Origin of the sequence: Demequina sp. NBRC 110054, assembly GCF_002090115.1 — a bacterium.
Taxonomy (GTDB): Bacteria; Actinomycetota; Actinomycetes; order Actinomycetales; family Demequinaceae; genus Demequina.
Map to the genome: position 1 here is coordinate 221,397 of NZ_BBRK01000004.1, position 22,935 is coordinate 244,331.

At 69.9% G+C, this 22,935-nt stretch carries 16 protein-coding genes; 5 read left to right on the plus strand and 11 right to left on the minus strand.

The genetic code is table 11. The features are described 5' to 3' along the window. Nucleotides 1–8 precede the first annotated feature (8 nt). The 3 genes from sucC to B7K23_RS15350 form a co-directional block, all read right to left on the minus strand. The gene (sucC, locus tag B7K23_RS00995; RefSeq protein ID WP_084124343.1) at nt 9–1,172 is read right to left on the minus strand and encodes an ADP-forming succinate--CoA ligase subunit beta; all 1,164 of its coding nucleotides are present in this window, start codon (nt 1,170–1,172) and stop codon (nt 9–11) included. A gap of 199 nt (nt 1,173–1,371) precedes the next feature. After that, nucleotides 1,372–2,019 (minus strand): response regulator transcription factor, encoded by a 648-nt coding sequence (locus B7K23_RS01000; protein WP_084124345.1) that lies wholly within the window; start codon nt 2,017–2,019, stop codon nt 1,372–1,374. After that, the gene (locus B7K23_RS15350) at nt 2,016–3,368 is read right to left on the minus strand and encodes a sensor histidine kinase (RefSeq protein ID WP_159451256.1); all 1,353 of its coding nucleotides are present in this window, start codon (nt 3,366–3,368) and stop codon (nt 2,016–2,018) included. Before B7K23_RS15350 ends, B7K23_RS01000 begins: the two co-directional genes overlap by 4 nt. Before the next feature lie 230 nt (nt 3,369–3,598). Between B7K23_RS15350 and B7K23_RS01020 the strand changes: the two genes are divergently transcribed. From B7K23_RS01020 to B7K23_RS01030, 3 genes are all read left to right on the plus strand, one after another. Further along, the gene (locus B7K23_RS01020) at nt 3,599–5,743 is read left to right on the plus strand and encodes an MMPL family transporter (protein WP_159451257.1); all 2,145 of its coding nucleotides are present in this window, start codon (nt 3,599–3,601) and stop codon (nt 5,741–5,743) included. Between the two features lie 268 nt (nt 5,744–6,011). After that, nucleotides 6,012–7,997 (plus strand): right-handed parallel beta-helix repeat-containing protein, encoded by a 1,986-nt coding sequence (locus B7K23_RS01025; RefSeq protein WP_084124350.1) that lies wholly within the window; start codon nt 6,012–6,014, stop codon nt 7,995–7,997. A 164-nt stretch (nt 7,998–8,161) separates the two neighbouring features. Then, nucleotides 8,162–10,171, plus strand: coding sequence for a right-handed parallel beta-helix repeat-containing protein (locus tag B7K23_RS01030; RefSeq protein ID WP_084124352.1), 2,010 nt, complete (start codon nt 8,162–8,164; stop codon nt 10,169–10,171). 95 nt (nt 10,172–10,266) lie between these two features. On the opposite strand, the gene B7K23_RS01035 is transcribed toward B7K23_RS01030, so the two are convergent. From B7K23_RS01035 to B7K23_RS01065, 7 genes are all read right to left on the minus strand, one after another. Next, entirely contained in the window at nt 10,267–11,220 is a 954-nt protein-coding gene (locus B7K23_RS01035) for an L-lactate dehydrogenase (protein WP_084124354.1), read from the minus strand. 91 nt (nt 11,221–11,311) lie between these two features. Further along, nucleotides 11,312–13,675: a DNA helicase PcrA gene (pcrA, locus tag B7K23_RS01040; protein WP_084124356.1), complete on the minus strand. Its 2,364-nt coding sequence runs from the start codon at nt 13,673–13,675 to the stop codon at nt 11,312–11,314. 55 nt (nt 13,676–13,730) lie between these two features. Continuing rightward, entirely contained in the window at nt 13,731–14,927 is a 1,197-nt protein-coding gene (locus B7K23_RS01045; protein ID WP_084124358.1) for a GGDEF domain-containing protein, read from the minus strand. Between the two features lie 119 nt (nt 14,928–15,046). Next, nucleotides 15,047–16,177 carry a GGDEF domain-containing protein gene (locus B7K23_RS01050; RefSeq protein ID WP_143338029.1) on the minus strand — a complete coding sequence of 377 codons (1,131 nt, stop codon included), beginning with the start codon at nt 16,175–16,177 and terminating at the stop codon, nt 15,047–15,049. Between the two features lie 94 nt (nt 16,178–16,271). Then, nucleotides 16,272–17,447 carry a diguanylate cyclase gene (locus B7K23_RS01055; protein ID WP_143338030.1) on the minus strand — a complete coding sequence of 392 codons (1,176 nt, stop codon included), beginning with the start codon at nt 17,445–17,447 and terminating at the stop codon, nt 16,272–16,274. Nucleotides 17,448–17,555: 108 nt separating this feature from the next. After that, entirely contained in the window at nt 17,556–18,218 is a 663-nt protein-coding gene (locus B7K23_RS01060; protein WP_084124364.1) for a response regulator transcription factor, read from the minus strand. Continuing rightward, on the minus strand, nt 18,218–19,228 hold the full coding sequence (locus B7K23_RS01065; protein ID WP_084124366.1) for a sensor histidine kinase: 1,011 nt from the start codon (nt 19,226–19,228) through the stop codon (nt 18,218–18,220). Before B7K23_RS01065 ends, B7K23_RS01060 begins: the two co-directional genes overlap by 1 nt. A gap of 168 nt (nt 19,229–19,396) precedes the next feature. Between B7K23_RS01065 and B7K23_RS01070 the strand changes: the two genes are divergently transcribed. Next, nucleotides 19,397–21,052, plus strand: a complete 1,656-nt coding sequence (locus B7K23_RS01070) for a PspC domain-containing protein (RefSeq protein WP_084124368.1) — start codon at nt 19,397–19,399, stop codon at nt 21,050–21,052. A 5-nt stretch (nt 21,053–21,057) separates the two neighbouring features. After that, nucleotides 21,058–21,333: a hypothetical protein gene (locus tag B7K23_RS01075; protein ID WP_084124370.1), complete on the plus strand. Its 276-nt coding sequence runs from the start codon at nt 21,058–21,060 to the stop codon at nt 21,331–21,333. Here the strand turns inward: B7K23_RS01075 and B7K23_RS01080 are convergent. Next, nucleotides 21,330–22,760 carry a serine hydrolase gene (locus tag B7K23_RS01080; RefSeq protein WP_084124372.1) on the minus strand — a complete coding sequence of 477 codons (1,431 nt, stop codon included), beginning with the start codon at nt 22,758–22,760 and terminating at the stop codon, nt 21,330–21,332. The genes B7K23_RS01075 and B7K23_RS01080 overlap by 4 nt on opposite strands. Between the last annotated feature and the right edge of the window lie 175 nt (nt 22,761–22,935).

Here is a 22,935-nt window from a genome sequence, read left to right on the forward strand (position 1 = left end):
GTCTCTCCTTATGCGGCGGCCAGCTCGGCGGCCTTGGCCGCGGCGCCGTCCATGGTCTCGACGATGGTCACGAGCGGGTGGTTGGCGGCCGCGAGGATCGCGCGCCCCTCCTCGACGGCGTTGCCGTCCAGGCGGACGACGAGCGGCTTGGTCGCCTCGTCGCCGAGCGTCTGGAGCGCGCCGACGATGCCGTCGGCGACGGCCACGCACGAGGTGATGCCGCCGAAGACGTTCACGAACACGCTCTTCACCTGCGGGTCGTGGAGGATGACGTCGAGGCCATTGGCCATCACCTCGGCGGAGGCGCCACCTCCGATGTCGAGGAAGTTCGCGGGCTTGACGCCGCCGAACTGCTCACCCGCGTATGCCACCACGTCGAGCGTCGACATCACGAGGCCCGCGCCGTTGCCGATGATCCCCACGGATCCGTCGAGCTTCACATAGTTGAGGTTCATGTGCTTCGCCTTGGCCTCGAGGGGGTCCGCGGCGGCCTTGTCCTCGAGCGCGGCGTGGTCCTCGTGGCGGAACTCGGCGTTCTCGTCGAGCGACACCTTGCCGTCGAGGGCGATGACCTCGCCGTCGTCCGTGAGGACCAGGGGGTTCACCTCGACGAGCGTCGCGTCCTCGTTCTTGTAGACGTGCCACAGGCGGACGATGACGTCGGCGACCTTGGTGCGCAGCTCCTCGGGGAAGCTCGCGGCAGCGACGATCTCAAGCGCCTTGGTCTTGTCGATGCCCTCGATCGGGTCGATGGCGACCTTCGCGAGCGCCTCGGGGCGCTCGACCGCGAGCTCCTCGATCTCCATGCCGCCCTCGTATGAGCACATCGCGAGGTAGCGACGCTCGGCACGGTCGAGGAGGACGGAGAAGTAGAACTCCTGGGCGATGCGGGCACCCGCGGCGATCATCACGCGGTGGACCGTGTGCCCCTTGATGTCCATCCCCAGGATCGCCTCGGCGGCGGCCTCGGCCTCCTCGGGCGAGTGGACGACCTTCACACCTCCCGCCTTGCCGCGGCCACCGGTCTTCACCTGGGCCTTCACGACGACGGTGCCGCCGAGCTCGTCGGCTGCCGCGCGCGCCTCGGCAGGGGTGGTGGCCACGATGCCCGGCAGCACGGGGACCCCGTGCTTCTCGAAGACATCACGGGCCTGGTACTCGTACAGGTCCATCGTTGGTCCTTTGCGGTCGGGGACGCCGAAGCACGGCGGTGGGGTTCGACGGGCCCAGCCTAGTCCGGCAGGTGCGAAGGTTCGCAAGAGGTAGGCGGCGCGAGTCGGGCGCCCGCCTCCGATCGAGGCTTCTTCGCACCGAGGCGCCGCGACTTCCCGTCGCACCACGCACGGCTCCTCCGCCGGCTCGCGCGACCCCTCAGCCCGGCGTCTCGCCCGGCGCGACGAAGCCGCTCTCGTACGCGGCGATCACCGCCTGCGTGCGGTCCCGCACGCCGAGCTTGGTGAGGATCGACGCGACGTGGGACTTCACGGTCTCGACGGCCAGGAACATCTCGGCGGCGATCTCGCCGTTGGACCTTCCCCTCGCGAGCGCGCGCAGGACCTCCTGCTCGCGCTCGGTCAGCTCCGGAAGGGTGACCCCAGGCTCGCGCGCGGCGAAGCGCTCGATCACGCTGCGCGTCGACGCGGGGAACAGCAGCGACTCCCCCGCGGCGACCACCCGGACGGCCTCGATGAGCTCCGGCGGCGGGACCCGCTTGAGGACGAAGCCCGACGCACCCGCGCGCATCGCGTCGAAGACGTACTCGTCGATCTCGAACGTCGTGAGCACGAGCACCGCGGTCGAGCCGCCGGAGGCGACGATGCGGCGCGTGGCCTCAAGACCATCGATGCCGGGCATCCGGATGTCCATGAGGAGGACCTCGGGCCGCTCGCGTGCCGCGAGCGCCACGGCCGCCTCTCCGTCGCCCGCCTCGCCGACGACCTCCCAGCCCGCCTCGGAGCCGAGGATCGCCTTGAGACCCATCCGCACGAGCGGGTCGTCGTCGACGATCGCGATCCTCATGGGGCCACCCTCTCACGCAGGCACGCCCACGGGCAGGCGGGATCCCCGCTCTCGGCGAGGTCCGCACCGAGCGGGATCAGGGCGAGGACCTCGAAGCCCTCGTCGGTCGGTCCGATGCGCGTGCGCCCGCCGAGCAGGGTCACGCGGTCGCGGATACCGGTCACCCCCCGACCCGTCGAATGCGGCGCCGTCGGCGGCGCCGTCGCCCTGCCGTTCACGACCGAGACGCCGACCGCATCGTCCTCGCGCGCGACGGACACCTCGATCGGCGCTCCCGGCGCGTGCTTGGCGGCGTTCGTGAGCGACTCCCGCACGATCCCAAAGACCGTCCGGCCCACCGCGGGAGGCACCTCGGGGGCGTCGATCGAGACGCTGACCTCGGCGCCCCCGCGGCGGGAGGTCTCGACGAGACCGGCGATGTCGTCGAGCGTCGGCAGCGGCGCGCGCTCCGCGGCCTCGTCACCTCGCAGGTGCGCGATGATGCGGTCGAGCTCGCCCATGGCGGCGCGGCCGCGCTCCTCGATGTTGCGCAGCGCCTGACGCGCGAACTCCGGGTCGGAGTCGAACACGTGCGCCCCGGCGCCCGCCTGCACGATGTTCATGGTGATCATGTGGCCGATGCTGTCGTGCAGCTCCTGGTCGATCCTGAGCTGGGCCTCGGCCAGCTCGGCGCGCTCGGTCGCGGCGGCGACCTCGTCGCGCCGGCACGGACCGAGCGCCCACCGGGCGAGAGAGCGGTGCAGCGTCGTAAGACCGCGCGCGGCCAAGGTGAGCGCCGGCGTGATCAGCACCGCGAGGGGCAGGCCCGCGTAGCCCCATCGCCACACGCCGGACTCCCAGAACGGCGGGGTGGGAGTGATCCCGATGTCGACCGCCCCGAACTCGTAGGCGGCCGTCCACGCCGTCACCGTGAGGAGCGACAGCGGCACCACGAGCGCGACGAGGGCGACCGCGAAGCCGATCGGGCCGATGACTCCGCGCACGCACGCCCACGCGAGCACGCGCCACGCCGCGCCGTCATGGGCGAGCGCGAACGTCCAGCGCGCGGGATGCGCGAGGACCGCTCCGCCCTCGGCGGGCCGCGGGATCCTCTCCTGCGGTGCGATCGCCTCGCCCAGCAGCGCGTTCACCTGGGCGCGCTCGATCACCCCGATGCCACGCATGGACAGCTGGGCGGCGGCGAAGATCGCGAACCCGACCCACACGATGACGAGCCCGAGCGACAGCGCGTACATCGTGACGGCGTAGGTGAACCACAGCACACCCATGGGCAGGCCCAGCAGCAGGAAGGTCAGCTCACCCGCGGTGCGCGCACTGTACGGCGCGGCGAGGTAGCGAAGGAAGCTCATGCGGCCATCGTGCCTGTTCCATGCGGCCGGGCGCCACGCTCGCGCGACGGTTCCCGCCTCCCCCATCCGGGGGATCCCTCCGGGGAGTCCCCGACACGGAGGGACCGCGAACCCCTCGCGCGAGGGTCTCGTTTCGCTCTCGCGCGGGCTGTGGGGCCGCGGGGCGCGGCGCGACTGTGGACTCAGTGGCGCCGGCCCAGCGCGCCGCACCCAGTGGAGGGGACCACATCATGACCATCGGACTCACCGGGCGCCTCGCCCGCAGCTCGGCCTCCCGGCCATGGCTGACCATCGGATTGTGGGTGCTTCTCGTCGCCGGCGCGTTCGCTCTGTCGGGAAGCCTCGGCAACGCACTCGTCCAGGACGACAGCAACCTCGTCGCCACGGACTCGGACACCGCCGCGGAGATCGACGAGCGCGAGCGAGGCGGCGAGGAGGGCCCGGTCACCGAGACGATCGTGGTCAACGCCGTCGACTCGGCCTCGGCAGGCGCACTCGCCCAGGCCGGAGAGGACGCGGTCGCCGCAGCCCTCACGGTCGAGGGCGTCGACTCGGCCTCGGTCTCGCCCGCACCGTCAGCGTCGGGCACGAGCCTGCTTGTCGACGTGACGGTCGCCGCCGATCACCCCGACGCCACCGGCGAGGAGCTGCTCGCCGCGACCGACACGCTCGAGCGTGAGGGGATCGAGTTCCTCAGCTTCGGTCCGCTCACGGGGGAGGCGATGTTCGACGGGCTCGCGGAGGACACTCTGGTCCGCGGAGAGCTGATCGGCGTCGGCGTCGCGATCCTCATCCTCATCGGCGTCTTCGGCGCCCTGGTCGCGGCGGGGATCCCGCTGCTCGTGAGCCTCGTGTCGATCACCACCGCCATCGGCGCGACCGCCATGATCGGCTCCGCATTCGACCTGTCGTTCTTCATCGTCAACATGATCACGATGATGGGCCTCGCGCTCGGCGTGGACTACACGCTCGTCGTCGTCCAGCGCTTCCGCGAGGAGCTCGCCAAGGGGCGCTCCCCGCTCGACGCTGTCGGCGTCGCCGGCGGCACCGCGAACCGTGCGGTCCTGTTCTCGGGCCTCACCGTGCTCGTCTCGCTCGCGGGGATGCTCCTTGTGCCGAGCACCATCATGCGCAGCCTCGGCGCGGGCGCGATGCTGTCGGCGATCATGGCCGTCGTCACCGCGCTCACCCTCCTGCCGGCCGTCCTGCGGCTGCTCGGGCACCGGGTCAACAAGGGCCGCGTGCCGCTGAGCCGCGGCGGCGGAGAGCCCCGCGTGTGGCGCGGCGTCGCACGCACGGTCACCGGCCGTCCGATCGTGAGCCTCGTCGGAGGGCTCGCAGTGCTGATCGCGCTCGCCGTGCCGTTCGCCTCCATGCGGCTCGCCTTCCCCGGTCTCGAGTCCCTTCCCGAGGACAACGAGTTCCGCGTCGCGCAGGAGGTCCTCGTCGAGGACTTCGGCTACGGTGCCGAGACCACCGTCGTCGCGATCGAGAACGCCACGGACGATGCGGTGGCCGTCGAGGAGCTCGCCGCCTGGATCGACGATTCCGCGGCCTACGCGCAGACGACGGTCGACTGGCGCGGCGACACCGCGTTCATCGACGCCAAGGACGTCTTCGGCGGGGCCGACGAGCGGGCCGAGGAGGCTCTTGCCGACCTGCGCGAGCACATCGACGGCACGGGCCTCGAGGCGTATGTCGGCGGCGCTCAGGCCGAGTCGACCGACTTCACGTCGATCGTGACCGACGCGACGCCCTGGGTGCTGCTCGCGGTGCTCGGTGCCTCGTTCGTGCTGCTGCTCGTCGCCTTCCGCTCGATCGTCATCCCCGCGACCGCGATCATGCTGAACCTCCTCAGCGCGGGGGCGGCCTACGGGCTCATGGTCGTGGTGTTCCAGTGGGGCGTCGGCGCAGATCTGCTCGGCATGCCCCAGACGGACGCGATCGCACCCTGGATCCCGCTGTTCCTCTTCGCCGTCCTGTTCGGCCTGTCGATGGACTATCACGTGTTCCTGCTGACCCGCATCAAGGAGCGGCACGACGCGGGCGACACCACGAAGGTCGCGGTCGTCCACGGCCTCAGCCGCACGGGCTCTCTCATCACTGGGGCCGCGCTGATCATGGTGGCCGTCTTCGCGGGCTTCGCCCTGGGCGACCTCGCGGAGTTCGCGCAGATGGGCTTCGGGCTCGCCGCGGCGGTGATCCTCGACGCCACGATCGTGCGCACGATCCTGGTGCCATCGCTCATGACGCTGCTCGGACGCTGGAACTGGTACCTGCCGCGCGGGCTGCAGTGGCTTCCCGAGATGCGGATCGAGGTCGAGCCCCACGTCGATACCGAGTCGCCCGAGCCGGAGCTCGTACCTGCCAGGTGAGCCGCGACGCACGAGCCCTCGATCCGAGGAGCCGCACAAGGGCCCCGGGGAGCGACTCCCCGGGGCCCTCCCGCGTCCGCGTGCGAAGGCAGGGCACAGCACAGCCAGAAGCGTCGGCGCGAGACTTCCACCGATGGTGCGGGGCGGCGTTCATCACGATTTCCTGAGGATCACGGTTGATCTGTCATCCTGTGTCGCATCAGCGCTAAGGTGACGCCGATACCAGGACGGACGCAGCGCCGTCGGGTCAGATTCCGGGGGGAACACCATGACGATCGATCTCACACGCCCGCGCGAGCGCGCCCTCGCGCTCGCCACCGCCGCGACGCTGCTCGGGACGGGCCTCACCGCGGTCACAGCCGCGCCCGCGCACGCCGCGACGCTCGAGGCCTACGACGCGGACTCGTGGGCCGCGGCGGTGCAGGCCGCGATCGACAACGACGGCGCCGACACGATCCTCATCACGGCCGACTTCTCCGCGCCCGGGGACGCCTGGTACACCGAGCACGAGGACCTCACGATCGACGGCCAGGGGCACACGGTCACGTGGGACGGCACGGATGAGGGCGCATTCATCCAGGCGCACGCCTACACGACGCTGGACGCCAACCTCACTCTGCGGGACATCACGATCGATGGTTTCGGCTCGGAGGGCCTGTTCGCGTTCAGCCTGGACGCACGGCAGGCCGTCGTCGTCGAGGACGTCACCGTGCACCAGGCCGACGGCGCGCGGCCGTTCTTCATCTACGCCGACGGCACCGCCACCATCACGGACTCCGAGTTCAGCTACACCGGATCGAGCACGACCGAGGCCGCCGTGATCGAGACCTATCTGAGCGAGGTCGGCGAGGTCACGATCCAGAACTCGACCTTCAGCTACCAGAACGCGACCGACTGGGGCGCGCTCCAACTGCTCGACGTCGACGCCACGGTGACCGGCTCCAGGTTCGACTCGAACAGGTCCGCGGTCGACGGCGGCGCGATCAACGCCGAGGGCGAGGGCAGCCTCATCGTCGAGGACTCCACGTTCGAGGACAACACCGCTGACGAAGCCGGCGGGGCGATCTACTCCGAGGTGCCGCTCACGGTGACCGGCAGCACGTTCACCGGCAGCAGCGCCCTCACCGGCAGCGCGATCGCCGTGGGCGACGCGAGCATGTCCATCACGGTCACTGGCTCGTTCTTCAGCGGCAACACCGACTCGAGCGTCCTGAGCGCCTATGGGCCCGTGGCCATCGACTCCTCCACGTTCGCCGACAACTCCACCGCGGACTCCACGGGCCTGCTCGAGATCGTGTCCGACGACTTCGTCGACCACCTCATCACCAACTCGACGTTCGTCGGCAACGACACCGGCTTCGGCATCGTCGTCGCGTCCTCCGAAGACACGATCTCCCTCCTGCACAACACATTCGCCGACAACACCAGCCCGAACGTGGCCGACGTCCGCGCCTTCGCCCCGGACGTCACGCTCATCGGCAACGTCTTCGCCTCGACGTCCGGCACTGCCAGCTGTCAGATCGACACCAGCGAGGGAGCGATCACGGCGTCCAACTTCGACGTCGACGGCACCTGCACCGACGACTGGTCCGGCACGGGCGACATCGGCGACGGCCTCGATCCGCTGCTTAAGGCCCTCGCCGACAACGGCGGCTACGTGCCCACGATGCTCCCGACGGACGGCAGCCCGCTGATCGACGCCGTCCCGGCGACGTACGACGTCGACGTCGATGCGCGCGGGATCACGCGCCCCCAGGGCCAGGCGAACGACATCGGCGCGGCGGAGGTCGCGGTCCCCACGGCGCGCGAGGAGCTCACCGCATCCATCGAGGCAGCGGTCAAACTCCGCGACGGCTCTCTCTCGCGCTTCCTCACCCCGACGCAGAACCGCTCTCTCAAGAGCGACATCGCCGACGCCAAGGCGCTGCGCGCGAAGGGCACCTCGAAGGCACGCGCCGCCGAGGCGAAGGCCCTGGCTGAGACCGTGTCGAAGCTCAAGGCACGTGCGATCACCAAGCGCACGGCATACCGCGAGCTCACGACCACGATCGAGACTGCCGTGAAGTTCAGGAACAGCGCACTCGCGAAGAACCATCTCTCCACGGCGCAGAAGCACAAGCTCAAGACCGCCGTGGTCGAGGCGAAGGAGACCAACCGCTATGCGGGGGCGTCCACGATCCGAAAGACCGACAGCGATCTCGCGGAACTGGTCACAAAGCTGAAGAAGAAGGCAAAGGCCGCGCGAGACGGCTGAGCCTCCACGCGCCATCCGGCCCCGTGTGCCGCCGGGGGTGCGCGTTCATCATGATTTCCTGAGGATCACGGTTGATCTGTCATCTTGTGTCGCATCAGCGCTAGGGTGACGCCGATACCAGGACGGACGCTTCGCCCGTCGGGTCGAATTCTGGGGGGAACACCATGACGATCGATCTCACACGCCCGCGCGAGCGCGCCCTCGCACTCGCCACCGGCACCGCACTGCTCGCCGCGGGCCTCACCGCGGTCACTGCCTCGCCCGCGCACGCGACGACGCTCGAGGCTTACGACGCGGACTCGTGGGCCGCGGCGGTGCAGGCCGCGATGGACAACGCGGGCGCCGACACCATCGTCATCACGGCCGACTTCTCGGCTCCCGGCGGCGAGTGGTACTACAAGCACCAGGACCTCACCATCGACGGCCAGGGACACACGGTCACGTGGGACGGCACGCGGATGGGGCCGTTCATCGAGGCCCACGCCTACACCACCCTGGACGCCAACCTCACGATGCGCGACCTCACCATCGACGGCTTCGGCAGCGACGGCGACTTCGGCTTCTCGCTCGACGCCCGCAAGGCCATCGTGGTGGACAACGTCACCGTGCATCAGGCCGACGACGCGCGCCCCTACTTCATGTACGTCGACGGCACGGCCACGATCACCGACTCGACGTTCGACTACACCGGCTCGAGCACCACGGCGATGGCGATCATGATGACCTATCTGAGCGACTCCGGCGAGGTGACGATCGAGGACTCGACGTTCGCGAACCAGAACGGGGAGGGCTTCGGCGCGCTCCAGCTGCGCGACATGAACGCCACCATCACGGGCTCGACCTTCGACTCGAACACGTCGAACACCTCCGCTGCCGCGGCGGGCAACGGAGGCGCGATCTACGCCGACGGTGAGGGAAGCCTCGCCGTCGAGGACTCCACGTTCGAGGACAACACCGCTGAGGGAACCGGCGGGGCGATCTACTCCGAGGTGCCGCTCACGGTGACCGGCAGTACGTTCACCGCCAACGGCGCGCTCACGGCCAGCGCGATCATGATGAACGACGACTCGGCCTCGCTCGACATCACCGGATCGCTCTTCACGGACCACCTCGACGCCAGCCTCCTGCAGGCCGGCGGGCGGGTGGAGATCGACTCCTCCACGTTCGCGTTCAACTCTGCGGGCGTCGGGACGGGACTGCTGTCGCTCGCCGCGGACGACGAGTCGGATCGCACCATCACGAACTCGACGTTCGTGGGCAACGAGACCGGCCTCGGCGCCGTCGTCGCGTCCTCGGAGTCCACCGTCGCACTGCTCCACAACACGTTCGCGGACAACGCGAGCCCCGGAGCGGCGGATGCACTCGTGACCGCGCGCTCGGTCGAGGTTGTCGGCAACGTGTTCGCGTCGACCGCAGGCACCTCGGCATGCACGGTCAGCGGCACCATCGACGACGCCGTTCACACCGCCGGCAACTTCGACGTCGACGGCACCTGCACCGACGACTGGTCCGGCACGGGCGACATCGGCGACGGCCTCGATCCGCTGCTTAAGGCCCTCGCCGACAACGGCGGCGACGTGCCCACGATGCTCCCGACGGACGGCAGTCCGCTGATCGACGCCGTCCCGGCGACGTACGACGTCGACGTCGATGCGCGCGGGATCACGCGCCCCCAGGGCCAGGCGAACGACATCGGCGCGGCGGAGGTCGCGGTCCCCACGGCGCGCGAGGAGCTCACCGCATCCATCGAGGCAGCGGTCAAGCTCCGCGACGGCTCTCTCTCGCGCTTCCTCACCCCGACGCAGAACCGCTCTCTCAAGAGCGACATCGCCGACGCCAAGGCGCTGCGCGCGAAGGGCACCTCGAAGGCACGCGCCGCCGAGGCGAAGGCCCTGGCTGAGACCGTGTCGAAGCTCAAGGCACGTGCGATCACCAAGCGCACGGCATACCGCGAGCTCACGACCACGATCGAGACTGCCGTGAAGTTCAGGAACAGCGCACTCGCGAAGAACCATCTCTCCACGGCGCAGAAGCACAAGCTCAAGACCGCCGTGGTCGAGGCGAAGGAGACCAACCGCTATGCGGGGGCGTCCACGATCCGAAAGACCGACAGCGATCTCGCGGAACTGGTCACAAAGCTGAAGAAGAAGGCAAAGGCCGCGCGAGACGGCTGAGCCTCCACGCGCCATCCGGCCCCGTGTGCCGCCGACCGGCGGTCAGACGTGAAGGAGCCCCGGGGAGATCTCCCCGGGGCTCCTTCACGCTCCGCTCAGGCGACCCCGAACTTCTCCGCGGTCTCGCGGATCGAGCGGGCCGACGCCTCGAGCGCGGCCTGCTCCTCCGCGTTCATGGGCACCGACGCGTGATGCTCGATGCCATGGCGGCCGATGACGGCGGGGAGGGACATGCAGACCTCGCCGACGTTCGGGTAATCGATGAGCGTGGACACGGGCATGATGCGGCGCTGGTCGCCGAGCACGGCTTCGACGATGCGCGCGCCCGCGACGCCGACCGCATAGTTCGTCGCGCCCTTGCCTTCGATGATCGTGTACGCGGAGCGCATGACGTCGTGGTGGATCTGCTCGCGCACCTCGGGGGTCATGACGACCTCGCCGTCGCGTCCGCGCCACTCCGTCAGCAGCTGGCCGCCGATCGTCGCGGACGACCACAGCGCGACCTCGGAGTCGCCGTGCTCGCCCGCGATGTAGCCGTGGACGTTGCCCACCGCGATGTCGCACTTCGCCGCGATCTGGTGGCGCAGGCGTGAGGTGTCGAGGGCGGTTCCCGAGCCGAACATCTGGGCGGGATCCATGCCGGACTTCTTGATCGCGGCGTACGTCACGACGTCGACCGGGTTCGTCACGAGGATGTAGATCGCGTCGGGCGCGACCTTCAGCAGCGGCGGCAGGACCTTGTCCATGAGCGAGATCGTCGCCCCCGCGAGCTCCATGCGGGACTGGCCGGGCTGCTGCTTCGCGCCGGCCGTGATCACGACGACGTCCGAGTCACGCACGACCTCGACATCGTCCGATCCGAGCACGGTCGCCTCGGGCATGAACTGGATGCCCTGCGCGAGGTCGAGCGCCTCCGCCTCGACCTTCGCCTTGTTGATGTCGTACAGGGCGACGGTGCGCGCGAATCCGCGCATCAGCCCTGCATAGGCGAGGGTCGAGCCCACCGCCCCGGCTCCGATGATCGAGACCTTGGACGTCTTGGATTCCATCATTCCTCCGCAGGTTCGGGGTCCGGGACGAGCCTACTCGGAATGCGGGTCCAAGGTCCCGCAGGGGACGCGTCGTCGAGGCGCCTCCCGGCTAGAGCTTCTCGAGGTTGTTGAAGCGCAGCACGAGGCGCTTGACCTCGCTGCCGAAGTCGACCTTCGCGACGGCATTGCGGCCCGAGCCCTCGGTGCCGACGACCTTGCCCATGCCGAACTTGTCGTGCAGCACGCGGTCGCCGACCTCGAACCCGGTGTCGCCCCCGCCCGAGCCCGGCGGGCTCGGCGGCACGCGTCGCGTCGACACCGCGCCGGCGCGCGAGTACGAGTTGCCGTCGCCGCGATCCTGGTTGCCGCCGTAGCCCATGCCTGACCACGCTCCCGAGCGCGACGAGCCGCGGTCCGAGCGCGCGCGCAGGGCCGCCATCGACGCCTTCGACTTCTTCCACTCCATGAGCTCGGAAGGGATCTCGTCGACGAAGCGCGACGCTCCGAAGTACTGCGGCGCACCCCAGCTCGAGCGCACCTCAGCGCGCGAGAGGTACAGCCGCTGGCGGGCACGCGTCAGCCCCACGTAGGCGAGGCGCCGCTCCTCCTCCATGTCCTTCACGTTACCCGACTCGATCGAGCGCATGTGCGGGAAGGTCCCGTCCTCCATGCCCGTGAGGAAGACGACGGGGAACTCGAGGCCCTTGGCGGTGTGCAGCGTCATGAGCGTGACGACGCCGCCCGTGCCCTCGGCGTCGGGGAGCTGGTCCGCGTCGGCGACGAGCGCGACCTTCTCGAGGAAGTCCGCGAGCGTGCCGTCCGGATTCTCCTCCGAGAACTCACGGCCGACCGCCACGAGCTCCATGATGTTCTCGATCCGCGTCTCGTCCTGCGGGTCGTCAGACGAGCGAAGGGTCGACAGCAGGCCGCTGCGGTCGGCGATCGCGTCGAGCACGCCCGCCGGGCCGTTGTCGACCGCGAGCGAGCGCAGGTCGTCCATGAGGGCGACGAAGTCCTGGATCGACCGCAGCGAGCGGGTCGCGAGGCCGGCCTCGTCCGCCTTGCGCAGGGCGGCACCGAAGCTGATCGGCGCCACGGCGTTCGCGCGCTGCAGGATCGCGACGGAGTCGACTGCCGCATCGCCGATCCCGCGCTTGGGGGTGTTGACGATGCGTCGCGTCGCCACGTCGTCGTCCTCGTTCACGACCGCCGCCAGGTAGGCGAGCATGTCCTTGATCTCCTTGCGCTCGTAGAAGCGCGTGCCACCGATCACCTTGTAGGGGATGTCGGCGCGCATGAAGCGCTCCTCGAGCGCGCGCGACTGCGCGTTGGCGCGGTACATGATCGCGACATCGGACGGGTTCACGTCGTCCTCGCGCATGAGGCGCTTGATCTCGTCGGCGACGAACTGCGCCTCATCCTGCTCGGAGTCGCCGGAGAAGCCCATGATGCGTGCGCCCGCGCCGGCGTCGGTCCACAGGTGCTTGGGTCGCCGGCCCTCGTTGTTCGCGATCACCGCGTTGGCGGCGGACAGGATGGTCTGCGTCGAGCGGTAGTTCTGCTCGAGGTGGACGATGTGCGCCTCCGGGTAGTCCTTCTCGAACTCCAGGATGTTGCGGATCGTCGCGCCACGGAACGCATAGATGGACTGGTCGGCGTCACCGACGACGGTCAGCTCCCCTGACGCGCCGACCAGCTCGCGCACGAGCACGTACTGGGCGTGGTTGGTGTCCTGGTACTCGTCGACGAGCACGTGGCGGAAGCGCGCGCGGTACTCCCCCGCGATCTCGGGGTGGTCCTGCATGAGGTGGACCGTGCGCACGATGATGTCGTCGAAGTCGACGGCGTGTGCCGCGGCGAGGCGGCGCTGGTACGGACCGTACGCGATCGCGGCAGCATGATCGATGCTGAACCGGCTCTTGCCCTCGTTGGCCGCGAGCGCCTGCTCGGGGCTGATGAGCTCGTCCTTGAACGTGCCGATGCGCCCCAGGATCGCCTTCGGCGTGAACTTCTTCGGGTCGAGCTCGAGCTCCTTCATGACGAGCTTCATGAGGTTGACCGAGTCGGCGGTGTCGTAGATCGAGAACGACGAGCGCAGACCCGCGGCCTCGTGGTGCTGTCGCAGGATCCTCACGCACGCCGAGTGGAACGTGGACACCCACATGTGGCGGGCCTCAGGGCCCACCAGCGCGGCGACGCGCTCGCGCATCTCCCCCGCCGCCTTGTTCGTGAACGTGATCGCGAGGATCTCGTGCGGACGCGCGCGGCCCGACTCGAGCAGATGAGCGATGCGGTGCGTCAGCACGCGGGTCTTGCCCGAGCCCGCGCCCGCGATGATCAGCAGCGCGTGGCCCTGATGCAGGACAGCCTCCGCCTGGGGAGGGTTGAGCCCCTCGACGAGCGCCGAGGTGGCGGGCTGGGTGGGCGCCGGGGTCTGGTCGGCGGGGTCCGTGAGATCGAAGAGCGCATCCATGACCGGGCCAGTCTAGGTGCAGCCTCCGACGCACGGAGTCGTGTCGGGGCCCGCGTCAGCGCGCGTCATCGGCGTGCTTCGAGTCCGGCTCGACCGGCGCGTAGTCGTCGACCAGGACGACGCGATCACGTCCCTCCTGCTTCGCACGGTAGAGCGCGTGGTCGGCCGCGGCGAAGCAGTCATCCGGGGTGCGGCCAGGACGCCCATGAGCGGCGCCGATCGAGACCGTGAGGGACGTCCCGCGGCCCTTGCAGGCGAGCTCCGCGGCGGCGACCTGCCTCCTCACCCGCTCGAGCACCTGCGGGACCTCGACGGTCAGCACGCGCGGGATGACCACGACGAACTCGTCCCCTCCCCAGCGGGACACGATGTCCTCCTCGCGGAACGAGTCGGCGAGCACGTCCGCCACGAGGCTGATCGCGGCGTCGCCGCACTCATGACCGAACGAGTCGTTGACATCCTTGAAGTTGTCGAGGTCGAGGACCGCGATCGCGTAGGACGCGCGCCCCTCCCGCGCGAGCCGCTCGAGCTGGTCGTATACGGGTCGGCGGTTGACCAGCCCCGTGAGCGGGTCGGTCGCCGCCTGGAGCTCGCCGAACCGTGCCACCCCCTCGAGGATCCGGCGCGTGGCGGCGAACCTCAGCTGCAGCACCAGGACCGCGATCATCCCCGTCGCCACCGTGAGCATGTTGCACGCGAAGGAGGCGATCTCGAGCCGAGCCATGTCGACGCCGAGCGCCTCCGGATGGCCCACGGGGACGATCTGGAGGACGACGAATGCACCGCAGATCAGGAACATGAAGCCGATCTTCAGGTACAGCGACTCGTCGAAGAGCAGCACGAAGAGTGCGAGCCCCACCCCGAGCAGCAGGAGGTCGAAGGACGCCTCCTTCGAGAACGCGAGGGTCAGGAGTATCGGCAGGGAGACATTCACGAGCAGGACGATGATGCCTGCAAGGAGCAGGGGCGCGAGGTAGCTGAGCACGAACGCCAGGGCGAGTACGACGATCGCGACCCCGGCGATGGCGCCGAACTGCGGCAGGTCGTTGCGCAGTGACATCGCGAGCACGCCGATCACCATGAGGATCGAGTACACGATGTACCCGCGGGCGAACTGCACCGTCCGCTCCCGCTCGAGCCGGGCCGCCGCTCGCGCCTGGGCGGGCGACAGCGCCACGGGCGCGTCACGGCGACCGCGGCGGCGGTCGAGGATCGTCCACGACCTCAGCTCGGAGAATGCACGGCGGTGCATCCCTCCACGCTAGGGGGAGGGATGACTCCGCGGACCCGGGCGTGACGCGCGTCACATCCCGCTTGCCCCGGATGTCCCTTACCAATATCTGGAACGACGAAGTTGCAGGAACGAAGCCCTCAATCCGACGCCTGTGGCACCTCGTCGCAGTCGGCCTCGCCGAGCACGACCACGCGGTCGCGACCCTCCTGCTTGGCGCGGTACAGGGCACCGTCTGCCGCGGCGATGACGTCGTCCGGCTCGGAGCCCTCGCGCCCCATCGCCGCGCCGATCGAGACGGTGACCGAGAGGAGCCCGCCTTCATGAGGGAGCGGGGTCTCCCCGACGGCCTCACGGAGTCTCTCAAGCAGCGGCTCGAGGTCGCCGGGCCGCATCCCGGCGAGCAGCACGAGGAACTCGTCCCCTCCCCAGCGGCTCACCAGGTCGGCATCCCGGAAGTGCACCCGCATCGTCTCCGCGACCTTCTGGATCATGCGGTCGCCACACTCGTGGCCATGCACGTCGTTCACCGTCTTGAACTCGTCGACGTCGACCAGCGCGATCGCATAGTCATCCCGACCCGAGAGCTCCTCGAGCCGCTGGATCATGGGTCGCCGGTTGAACAGGCCTGTGAGCTCGTCCGTGGTGGCCCGCAGCTCGGCGTAGCGCGCCACTCCGAGAAGGATCAGCCTGCTCTGCACGAACCGGACCTGCATGAGGGCGACGTCGACCGCGATGTGCGCGGCCATCGCCATGCGAATCGCCGCCTCGACCTGGGAGTTGAGCTCGCTGTCGAGCGGCACGAGCCCGCTGCCAGGCGGGATCAGGAGCTCCACGTAGAGGAAGCCTGCGAGGCCGAACAGCCCCATGGCCCATCGGGCGCCGTCCTCCTCCGGCTGAAGGAGGACGTAGGCCGCGAACAGGAGCCCGATGATGAGCAGGTGGGCGTTGGCGTCGGTGAAGACCGTGGCTGAGTAGAGGACGATCGCCACGGTGCCGACGAAGAACACCGCCATGCTCGCGAACAGCCGGTAGCCCTTGATCGCCGCGGCGAGCAGGCCGGCGTTGATGGCCAGGAGCACCCAGGTGCCGACCAGCAGGCCCCGACCCCCTGGCCCGTCGGCGAGCCCGTACACGAACCAGAGCATCGCGGCCGTCGCGAGGACATCGGCGGCCAGATACACGACGACGGCCCGGCCCAGGAAGCGCACGACCTCCGCCTGCCGCTCGAGCGCGCGCACAGGCGAGAGCGGCACCGGTGCGGCCCGCACGGCCTCCCGGCGCCGGTCGAAGAGGCGCGGGCGCGTCAGGATCCACCTCCCTGGGAGGTCTCACCGCGAGAGTATCCGAGCCGCCTGTCGCGCGTCATCGCTCCCCCTGGGCCGCACGAGAGACCAGTTCGATCCCCTCGCCGAGCACGACGACACGGTCCCGGCCTGCGGCCTTGGCGAGATACAGGGCACGGTCAGCCTCGGTGATCACCTCGTCAGGCGTCTCTCCCGGGGCCCCGAGGGCGGCGCCGACCGAGACGGTCACCCGGACCGACCGGTCACCGCACACGCGCGGCGAGCCGTTGACGGTCGTGCGCACGCGCTCGAGGACCGCGAGCACGTCCTGGCCCGAGAGATCCGACATGATCACGAGGAACTCGTCCCCTCCCCAGCGGCTCACCATGTCCGACTCGCGGAAGCGGCTCGAGAGGATGTCGGCGACCTCCTTGATGAGGCGGTCTCCGCAATCATGGCCGAGGCCGTCGTTGATCGCCTTGAACTCGTCGACGTCGATCACCGCGATCGCGTAGCCGCCCGCACCCTGCGCGGCGAGCTCCTCGAGGCGACGAACCATCGGGCGTCGGTTGTGGAGCCCTGTGAGCTGGTCGGTGTTCGCCCGCTTCTCCCCGTGCCGCGCGACGCCCTGCAGGATCCTGCGGCTGGAACGGAAGCGGTACTGCATGGCGGCGACCGCGATGCTCACATGTGCGACCACACACACGCGGACCACGACGGCGACGCCGACGAGGGCCTCGCCGTCGAGCGGAGCGAATCCTGCGCCGTAGGGGAGGCCGAACTCGACGATCAGATAGACCGAGACGGCCACGGTCGGCATGACGTATCGCATGGCGATCCGGTCGGGCGGAAGGAAGACCAGCGCAGCGAAGAACATCCCCAGCAGCAGGAGATGCGCCTGCGCCGCTGCGGAGAACACCAGCGAGTAGGCGAGGATCAGCGCCGTGCCGACGAAGAAGAACAGGACATTCGCGAGCACGTGGTGGCCGCGGAGCGAGGCGAGGAAGAGAGCCAGGTAGACGAAGACGACGATGCCTGTGAACAGGGCGAGCGGGGCGTAGCGCGGATCCGTCGCGAGGTCCCGCATCCACCACAGGAGCATGGACGCTGACACTGCCGACGACAGCATGTAGAACGTCACGAACTTCCCGACGAAGCTCTCGTCCGCGGCCTCTCGCGCAGCGACCTGCGCACGGTCGAGCGCGGGCGGCTGCGCATGCGCGCGGCGCCAGGCAGCGATCCATGCAGCCAGCACGCGCACCTCCGGAAAGGACTGGGGACGCGGTCGCGTCGCTCTCCCCCTCCCTATCGGCTCACGGGCGCTCGCGGGCGAGAGAACCGGTTTGAGGAATGCGTCACGCAGTCAGACGATGCGGCGCTGCGCGGCCCAATGAGCGAGCTCGTGACGGCTTGTGAGCTGCAGCTTGTGAAGCACCTTGCCCACATGCGTCTCGACGGTCTTGATCGAGATGAACAGCTTCTCCCCCACCTCGCGGTACGTGTAGCCGCGAGCGATCAGCCGCATGACCTCCTGCTCGCGGGCCGTGAGCTTGTCGAGGTCCTCGTCCGCCTGCGCGACCTCGCCGCCGGCGACGTTGAAGGCGTCGAGCACGAAGCCCGCGAGCCGCGGGGAGAACACCGCGTCTCCGGAGGCCACGCGTCGCACCGCATCGGAAAGCTCCGGCCCGGAGATCGACTTCGTGACGTAGCCGCGCGCACCTGCACGCACCGTCGAGACCACGTCCTCGGCGGCGTCGGAGACCGACAGCGCGAGGACCCGGGGCGGCTCGGGATCCGTGAGAATCTCCGCGAGCACGTCGAGCGCCCCGCCGCCCGTGCCCCCCGGCAGGTGGACGTCGAGGATCACGACCTCGGGGTGGGCCTGCCGCACCGCCGCGATCGCGGACTCGACGTCGCGCCCCTCCCCCACGACCTCGATGTCGTCGTCGAGCGACTCCCGCACGCCGACGCGGATCACGTCGTGGTCGTCCACGATGACGACTCTGGTGGTGCTGCTGCTGTCCATCATTCCTCCTGACGCGGCACGCTGATGGTGACCTCGGTGCGACCGCCAGGAGCGGACGCGATGGACGCGTCGCCGCCGTAGCGGCGGGCGCGGCCCACGATCGAGTTGCGGATGCCCGCGCGGTCCTCGGGGACCTGCGTCGGGTCGAAGCCGGGGCCCGAGTCCCTCACGAAGACCTCGTAGCGGTCCGCGGTGAGCTCGGCGTAGACGCTGATCGGCTCACTGCCGTGCCGCGCGGCGTTCTGGACGGCCTCGCGCGCGGCTTTCACCGCGGCCCGCAGCGCGCGCGCCGTCGGGGCGTCGCCGACGTGGACGACGTCCACGGTCACGCCGTGTGCGTCCTCGACCTCGGACACCGCCTGCTGGAGCGCGGTCGCCACCGAGTCGTCCTCGCTGCGGCGATCCTGATAGAGATACGCGCGCAGGTCACGCTCCTGCGCCCTCGCGAGTCTCGACACGGCATCGGGGTCGTTCGCCTTCGCCCTGATGAGGGTGAGCGTCTGCAGGACCGAGTCGTGCAGGTGAGCCGCGATCTCCGCGCGCTCGAACTCTCGCACGCGGCGCTCCCTCTCGACGCCCACCTGGCGGATCAGGCGCAGCCACCACGGCGCAAGGATGAGCGCGAACGCGACGAGGACGACCACGGGCATGAGGAGCACGCGGAGCACCGGATCATCGGAGAACTCCCACTGCGCGAACCACACGAGGGTCACGATCGCGAGGACGAGGCCCAGCACCACGCGCGCCCAGGCGTCCTTGGAGAAGAGTGCGACCACGTCGGGGCGCCGCGCGTCCGACTGGACCGCGCTCTCGAGCGGGCTCCACACGAGCACGAGCGAGGCGGCGAACAGGAACGCCGGGATCATCCATGGTGCGACGCCCATGAAGCCCCACCGGTGCGCGAGCAGTGTGAGCGCCATCGCGAGCAGCAGGCCTCCGAGCGTCGCCAGCCACCACCGCGACTGCGGGGCGCGGCGACGCAGCGGGGTCGCGAGGCGCTCGTCGGTCACGCTCCCATCGTGGCAGAGCGGTCCTCAGCATGTCGTCCCTCCTGCGACGGACCCCGACGCCAAGGATCCACGCGAAGATCAGGGGTCGTCTCAGGGGGATACCCAATAGCGTGGGCGAACCCCGCGGCGGGAGCATGGAGGCAGACACACGACCATGAGGGAGTCATCATGAGCCAGCAGGGAGAGCAGCCGCCCCGCGAGGCCGCGTTCTTCACGACCATCCGGTCGTGGGGCCTCACACGCGGAGACCACGGGATCCTCGGCGGCGTCGTCGAGGGCGTGGGCGAGCGCATCGGCCTCGCACGCGTGCCGGCCCGCCTGATCTTCGTCGTCATCGCGCTGGTGACGGCGGGCTTCGGCGTGCTCGCCTACGCCGCGGGATGGGCGCTGCTGCCCGACCGGCGCGGCAACATCATCGTCCAGAACTTCGGCCGCGGCATCCCCAACGTCGGCGCCCTGCTCGGCATCGCGCTGCTCACCCTGATCGGCCTCGGGGGGCTGCCCGACGGGCTCAAGCGCCTCGCACCGTGGAGCTGGTCCGAGGGCTGGCCGTGGGACGGCGGCTGGGGCGTCGGCGACACGCTCGCCATCGTGTGGTGGTTCATCGTCGTCGGCGGCCTCACGTGGCTCGTGATCTACCTCATCCGTCGCGGCCGGGACAGCGCCCCGAGCGCCGGGGCCCAGCCCGGGTCCGCCGCGAGCGACGCGGCAGGAGCGGCAGCGCCCTCCGCCTCCGAGCCCGTGTACGCCGCGCTTCCCGGGGAGGCTGGCCCTGCCGCCGCTCCGCCGTACGCGGCGACACGCGACCCGCACCCGGGGGCGGCACAGGCCGCTTGGGACGCGGACCGACAGGGATGGGACGCGCAGCAGCAGGCGCAGCGGCAGGCATGGCAGGCCCAGCAGGAGGCTCAGCGACGCGCCGCGGAGGCGCAGCGTCAGGCTCACGCCGCCGCGGTCGAGGCGCGGCGTCGGTCCCGCATCCCGGGTCCCGGGGCCGCCGGCTACCTCACGGCGCTCGCCTGGCTGGTCCTGTCGGGGGTCGGCCTGTGGATCGCCGAGCGGAATGACCTGCTCGCGGTGCATCCCCTCGTCGCGTGGCCCGTGGCCGTGCTCATCGGATGGGGAGCGATCCTCGTCGTCGTCAGCCTGCTCGGCCGTCGCCTCGGCTTCCTCGGCGTGCTGACCGTGCTCGGCGTCATCCCCGTCCTGCTGATCGGCTCCGCCGCGACCGGCCTGCGCGGCTACTGGGAGGAGGACCACTCCTTCCTGCCGCACTGGGAGCATGAGAACGACGCGGAGATCGAGGAGAACGTGAAGTCCGCCGTCGAGGGCTGGATCCAGGACAACATCGATCCGGAGTTCGAGATCGACGAGGGCGACGGCGAGGCCTCGGCCGAGACCGGGCCCGAGGCCGAGGCCGAGGCGAGCGCCGACCCCGAGGCCACGGTGGCACCCGTCCCGTACTTCGACGACTACTCGACGGTCGTGCTCCGGGGCGACTGCTACGACGCGGCCGCGAACCCGATGGAGAGCGAGGGTGGCAACGAGCAGATCGCGCTGAGCGCCCTCACCTCGGATCAGGAGCTGTCGCTCTCGGCCGAGAACACCCTCATCACGATCCCCTCCGGCACCGCGGTGAGCATCGTGACCGACGACAGCGCCCAGGTCGACGTCGAGTGGGCCGCGCGCGAGGTGTGGTGCTCGGTCGCAGGGTCCGACACGACTCTTGCCGCCGTCGCGACAGACGAGGACGCTCCGACGCTCACGCTCGTCGTCACCGACGAGGACGTCGCGACCGTCACCATCAACGAGATCGAGGAGTGAGACCGATGGACACCATCGCCCGTCCCCGCCGCAGCCCCGCCCAGCGTCTCGGCTGGTCGACCGTCGGCGCCGCATCGTCCGCCGTGGGCGTCATGGTCGCGTACGAGCTGTCCGGCTACGAGATCGACCTGGAGCTCATCGCGATCGTCGCGCTCGGCGCGCTCGGCGTGTGGTTCCTGATCACCGCCGCCGTCGCGGGCCGTCGCGAACGCACCCAGGCCCCCACCGCATCGTCCATGGGCGACGGAACCGCGCCCTACGCGGGCACGCCGGACGCCTAGCCCGCCGCCACCGTAGACGGCCCGCGACTCGTGGACCGTCCGGTGTAGGCGACGACGAGGCGGAACACCGCCCAGGCGACTCCTCCCACCGCGGAGGCGGTCATCACGAGGGCCATGTCGGGCTGGAACACCCACACGGTCGACAGCGGCGCCCCCATCCAGCCCGGTACCAGGAACAGCAGCACCCACGCCGCCACGGCGGTGGTGAGCAGCGGGAACCACAGGCTGAACAGTCCCGCCACGCCGGCCTTGGCGCGAATCTCCGCGCGGTGCCACCATGCCCACGCCATGCTCAGGAGGTACACGACCGGCAGGAGCGCAAGCCCGAGAAAGAGCGCCTTCTGCGACCAGCGCGAACCCTCGCCGGCGTAGTCCAGGCCCAGCGCGAGCGCGGTGATCCCGTAGCGCAGCTGCACGGTCTCGCCGAAGCCGACCCCACTGCCTCCGTTGACGAGGACCACGACGGCATCGCCCCCGGCGGGCCGCATCGTCGCCTGGGTCTCGACGCCGGGGATCGCACCGGTGTGGCCCGCGGTGCCATCGGCCGTGTCGACGTACCAGCCCAGTCCGTAGAACGGCGAGACGTCGCTCGCCGGCCGCAGCATCTCGGCCTTTCCCTCGGCGCTGAGCACGTCGTCCTCGCCGTTCATCATCACGACGAGGTAGGCCGCCACGTCGCTCGCGCTCGCGACGATTCCTCCCTGGGGAGCCGTCACGACGTCCGTCGGGCCCTCGGCGAGGGGCCCCTTGGTCCAGAACCACGGCACATGACCGGTAGCCATTTCCTCGTGGACCTCGCCGTCGGCGACGAAGCTGTGATCCATTCCGACAGGCTCAAGGATGTACTCGGTCACGTACGACTGGTAGTCGGAGCCGGACACCTCCTCGATGAGACTTCCGAGTACCTGGTAGTTGGTGTTCGAGTACTCCCAGACGGTGCCCGGCGCGTAGGCAGGCTCGACGTCGACGAGCGCGGCGACGGCCGCCTCGAGGCTGCCGGTCGACGCGCCACGGGAGGTGTTGCCCTGCAGCGTCGAGAAACCGCTCGTGTGGCTGAGCAGCTCGCGCACTGTGGGCTCGCCGGCCGGCGTCTCAGCCAGAGCGTCCAGATAGCTGCCCACGCCCGCGTCCAGTTCGACATCCCCTGCCTCGGCCAGCTGCATGACCGCGAGCGCGGTGAAGCTCTTGGAGATCGAGCCGATCCCGAAGGGCGAGTCCGGGGTGACGGTCTCGTCGGTTCCCGCGCGCATCACCCCGCGTGCGCCCGACTCGGTCAGCTCGCCATCGGTCACGACCGCGTACGCCATCCCAGGCGCGCCGGATGCGGGCATCTCCGCGTCGATGAACTCGTCGATCGAGCCTCTCGGAGCGGCCGTCGCGACGGCCGTGCTCACCGCGAGCACCACCACTGACAACAGGAGTCGCACGGGAAACCTCCGGGGCGGGTTGCACGGTGCTCCCGAGGCTAGCGACGCGAGACTGACCTGGCAACGGCATCGTCCCTCGCAACGTGGCCGTACGCGGGCACTCCTGACGCCTGACCACCCGTTCCGGAATGCTGTCCGGAGCAGACGCAGAAGGGGCGCCGTGCGCTGGATCTCC

Excerpts from the sequence above, each read along its gene's own strand:
- sucC (WP_084124343.1), bottom strand. The coding sequence starts at position 1,172 with ATGGACCTGTACGAGTACCAGGCCCGTGATGTCTTCGAGAAGCACGGG.
- B7K23_RS01000 (WP_084124345.1), bottom strand. The coding sequence starts at position 2,019 with ATGAGGATCGCGATCGTCGACGACGACCCGCTCGTGCGGATGGGTCTC.
- B7K23_RS15350 (WP_159451256.1), bottom strand. The coding sequence starts at position 3,368 with ATGAGCTTCCTTCGCTACCTCGCCGCGCCGTACAGTGCGCGCACCGCG.
- B7K23_RS01020 (WP_159451257.1), top strand. The coding sequence starts at position 3,599 with ATGACCATCGGACTCACCGGGCGCCTCGCCCGCAGCTCGGCCTCCCGG.
- B7K23_RS01025 (WP_084124350.1), top strand. The coding sequence starts at position 6,012 with ATGACGATCGATCTCACACGCCCGCGCGAGCGCGCCCTCGCGCTCGCC.
- B7K23_RS01030 (WP_084124352.1), top strand. The coding sequence starts at position 8,162 with ATGACGATCGATCTCACACGCCCGCGCGAGCGCGCCCTCGCACTCGCC.
- B7K23_RS01035 (WP_084124354.1), bottom strand. The coding sequence starts at position 11,220 with ATGGAATCCAAGACGTCCAAGGTCTCGATCATCGGAGCCGGGGCGGTG.
- pcrA (WP_084124356.1), bottom strand. The coding sequence starts at position 13,675 with ATGGATGCGCTCTTCGATCTCACGGACCCCGCCGACCAGACCCCGGCG.
- B7K23_RS01045 (WP_084124358.1), bottom strand. The coding sequence starts at position 14,927 with ATGCACCGCCGTGCATTCTCCGAGCTGAGGTCGTGGACGATCCTCGAC.
- B7K23_RS01060 (WP_084124364.1), bottom strand. The coding sequence starts at position 18,218 with ATGGACAGCAGCAGCACCACCAGAGTCGTCATCGTGGACGACCACGAC.
- B7K23_RS01070 (WP_084124368.1), top strand. The coding sequence starts at position 19,397 with ATGAGCCAGCAGGGAGAGCAGCCGCCCCGCGAGGCCGCGTTCTTCACG.
- B7K23_RS01075 (WP_084124370.1), top strand. The coding sequence starts at position 21,058 with ATGGACACCATCGCCCGTCCCCGCCGCAGCCCCGCCCAGCGTCTCGGC.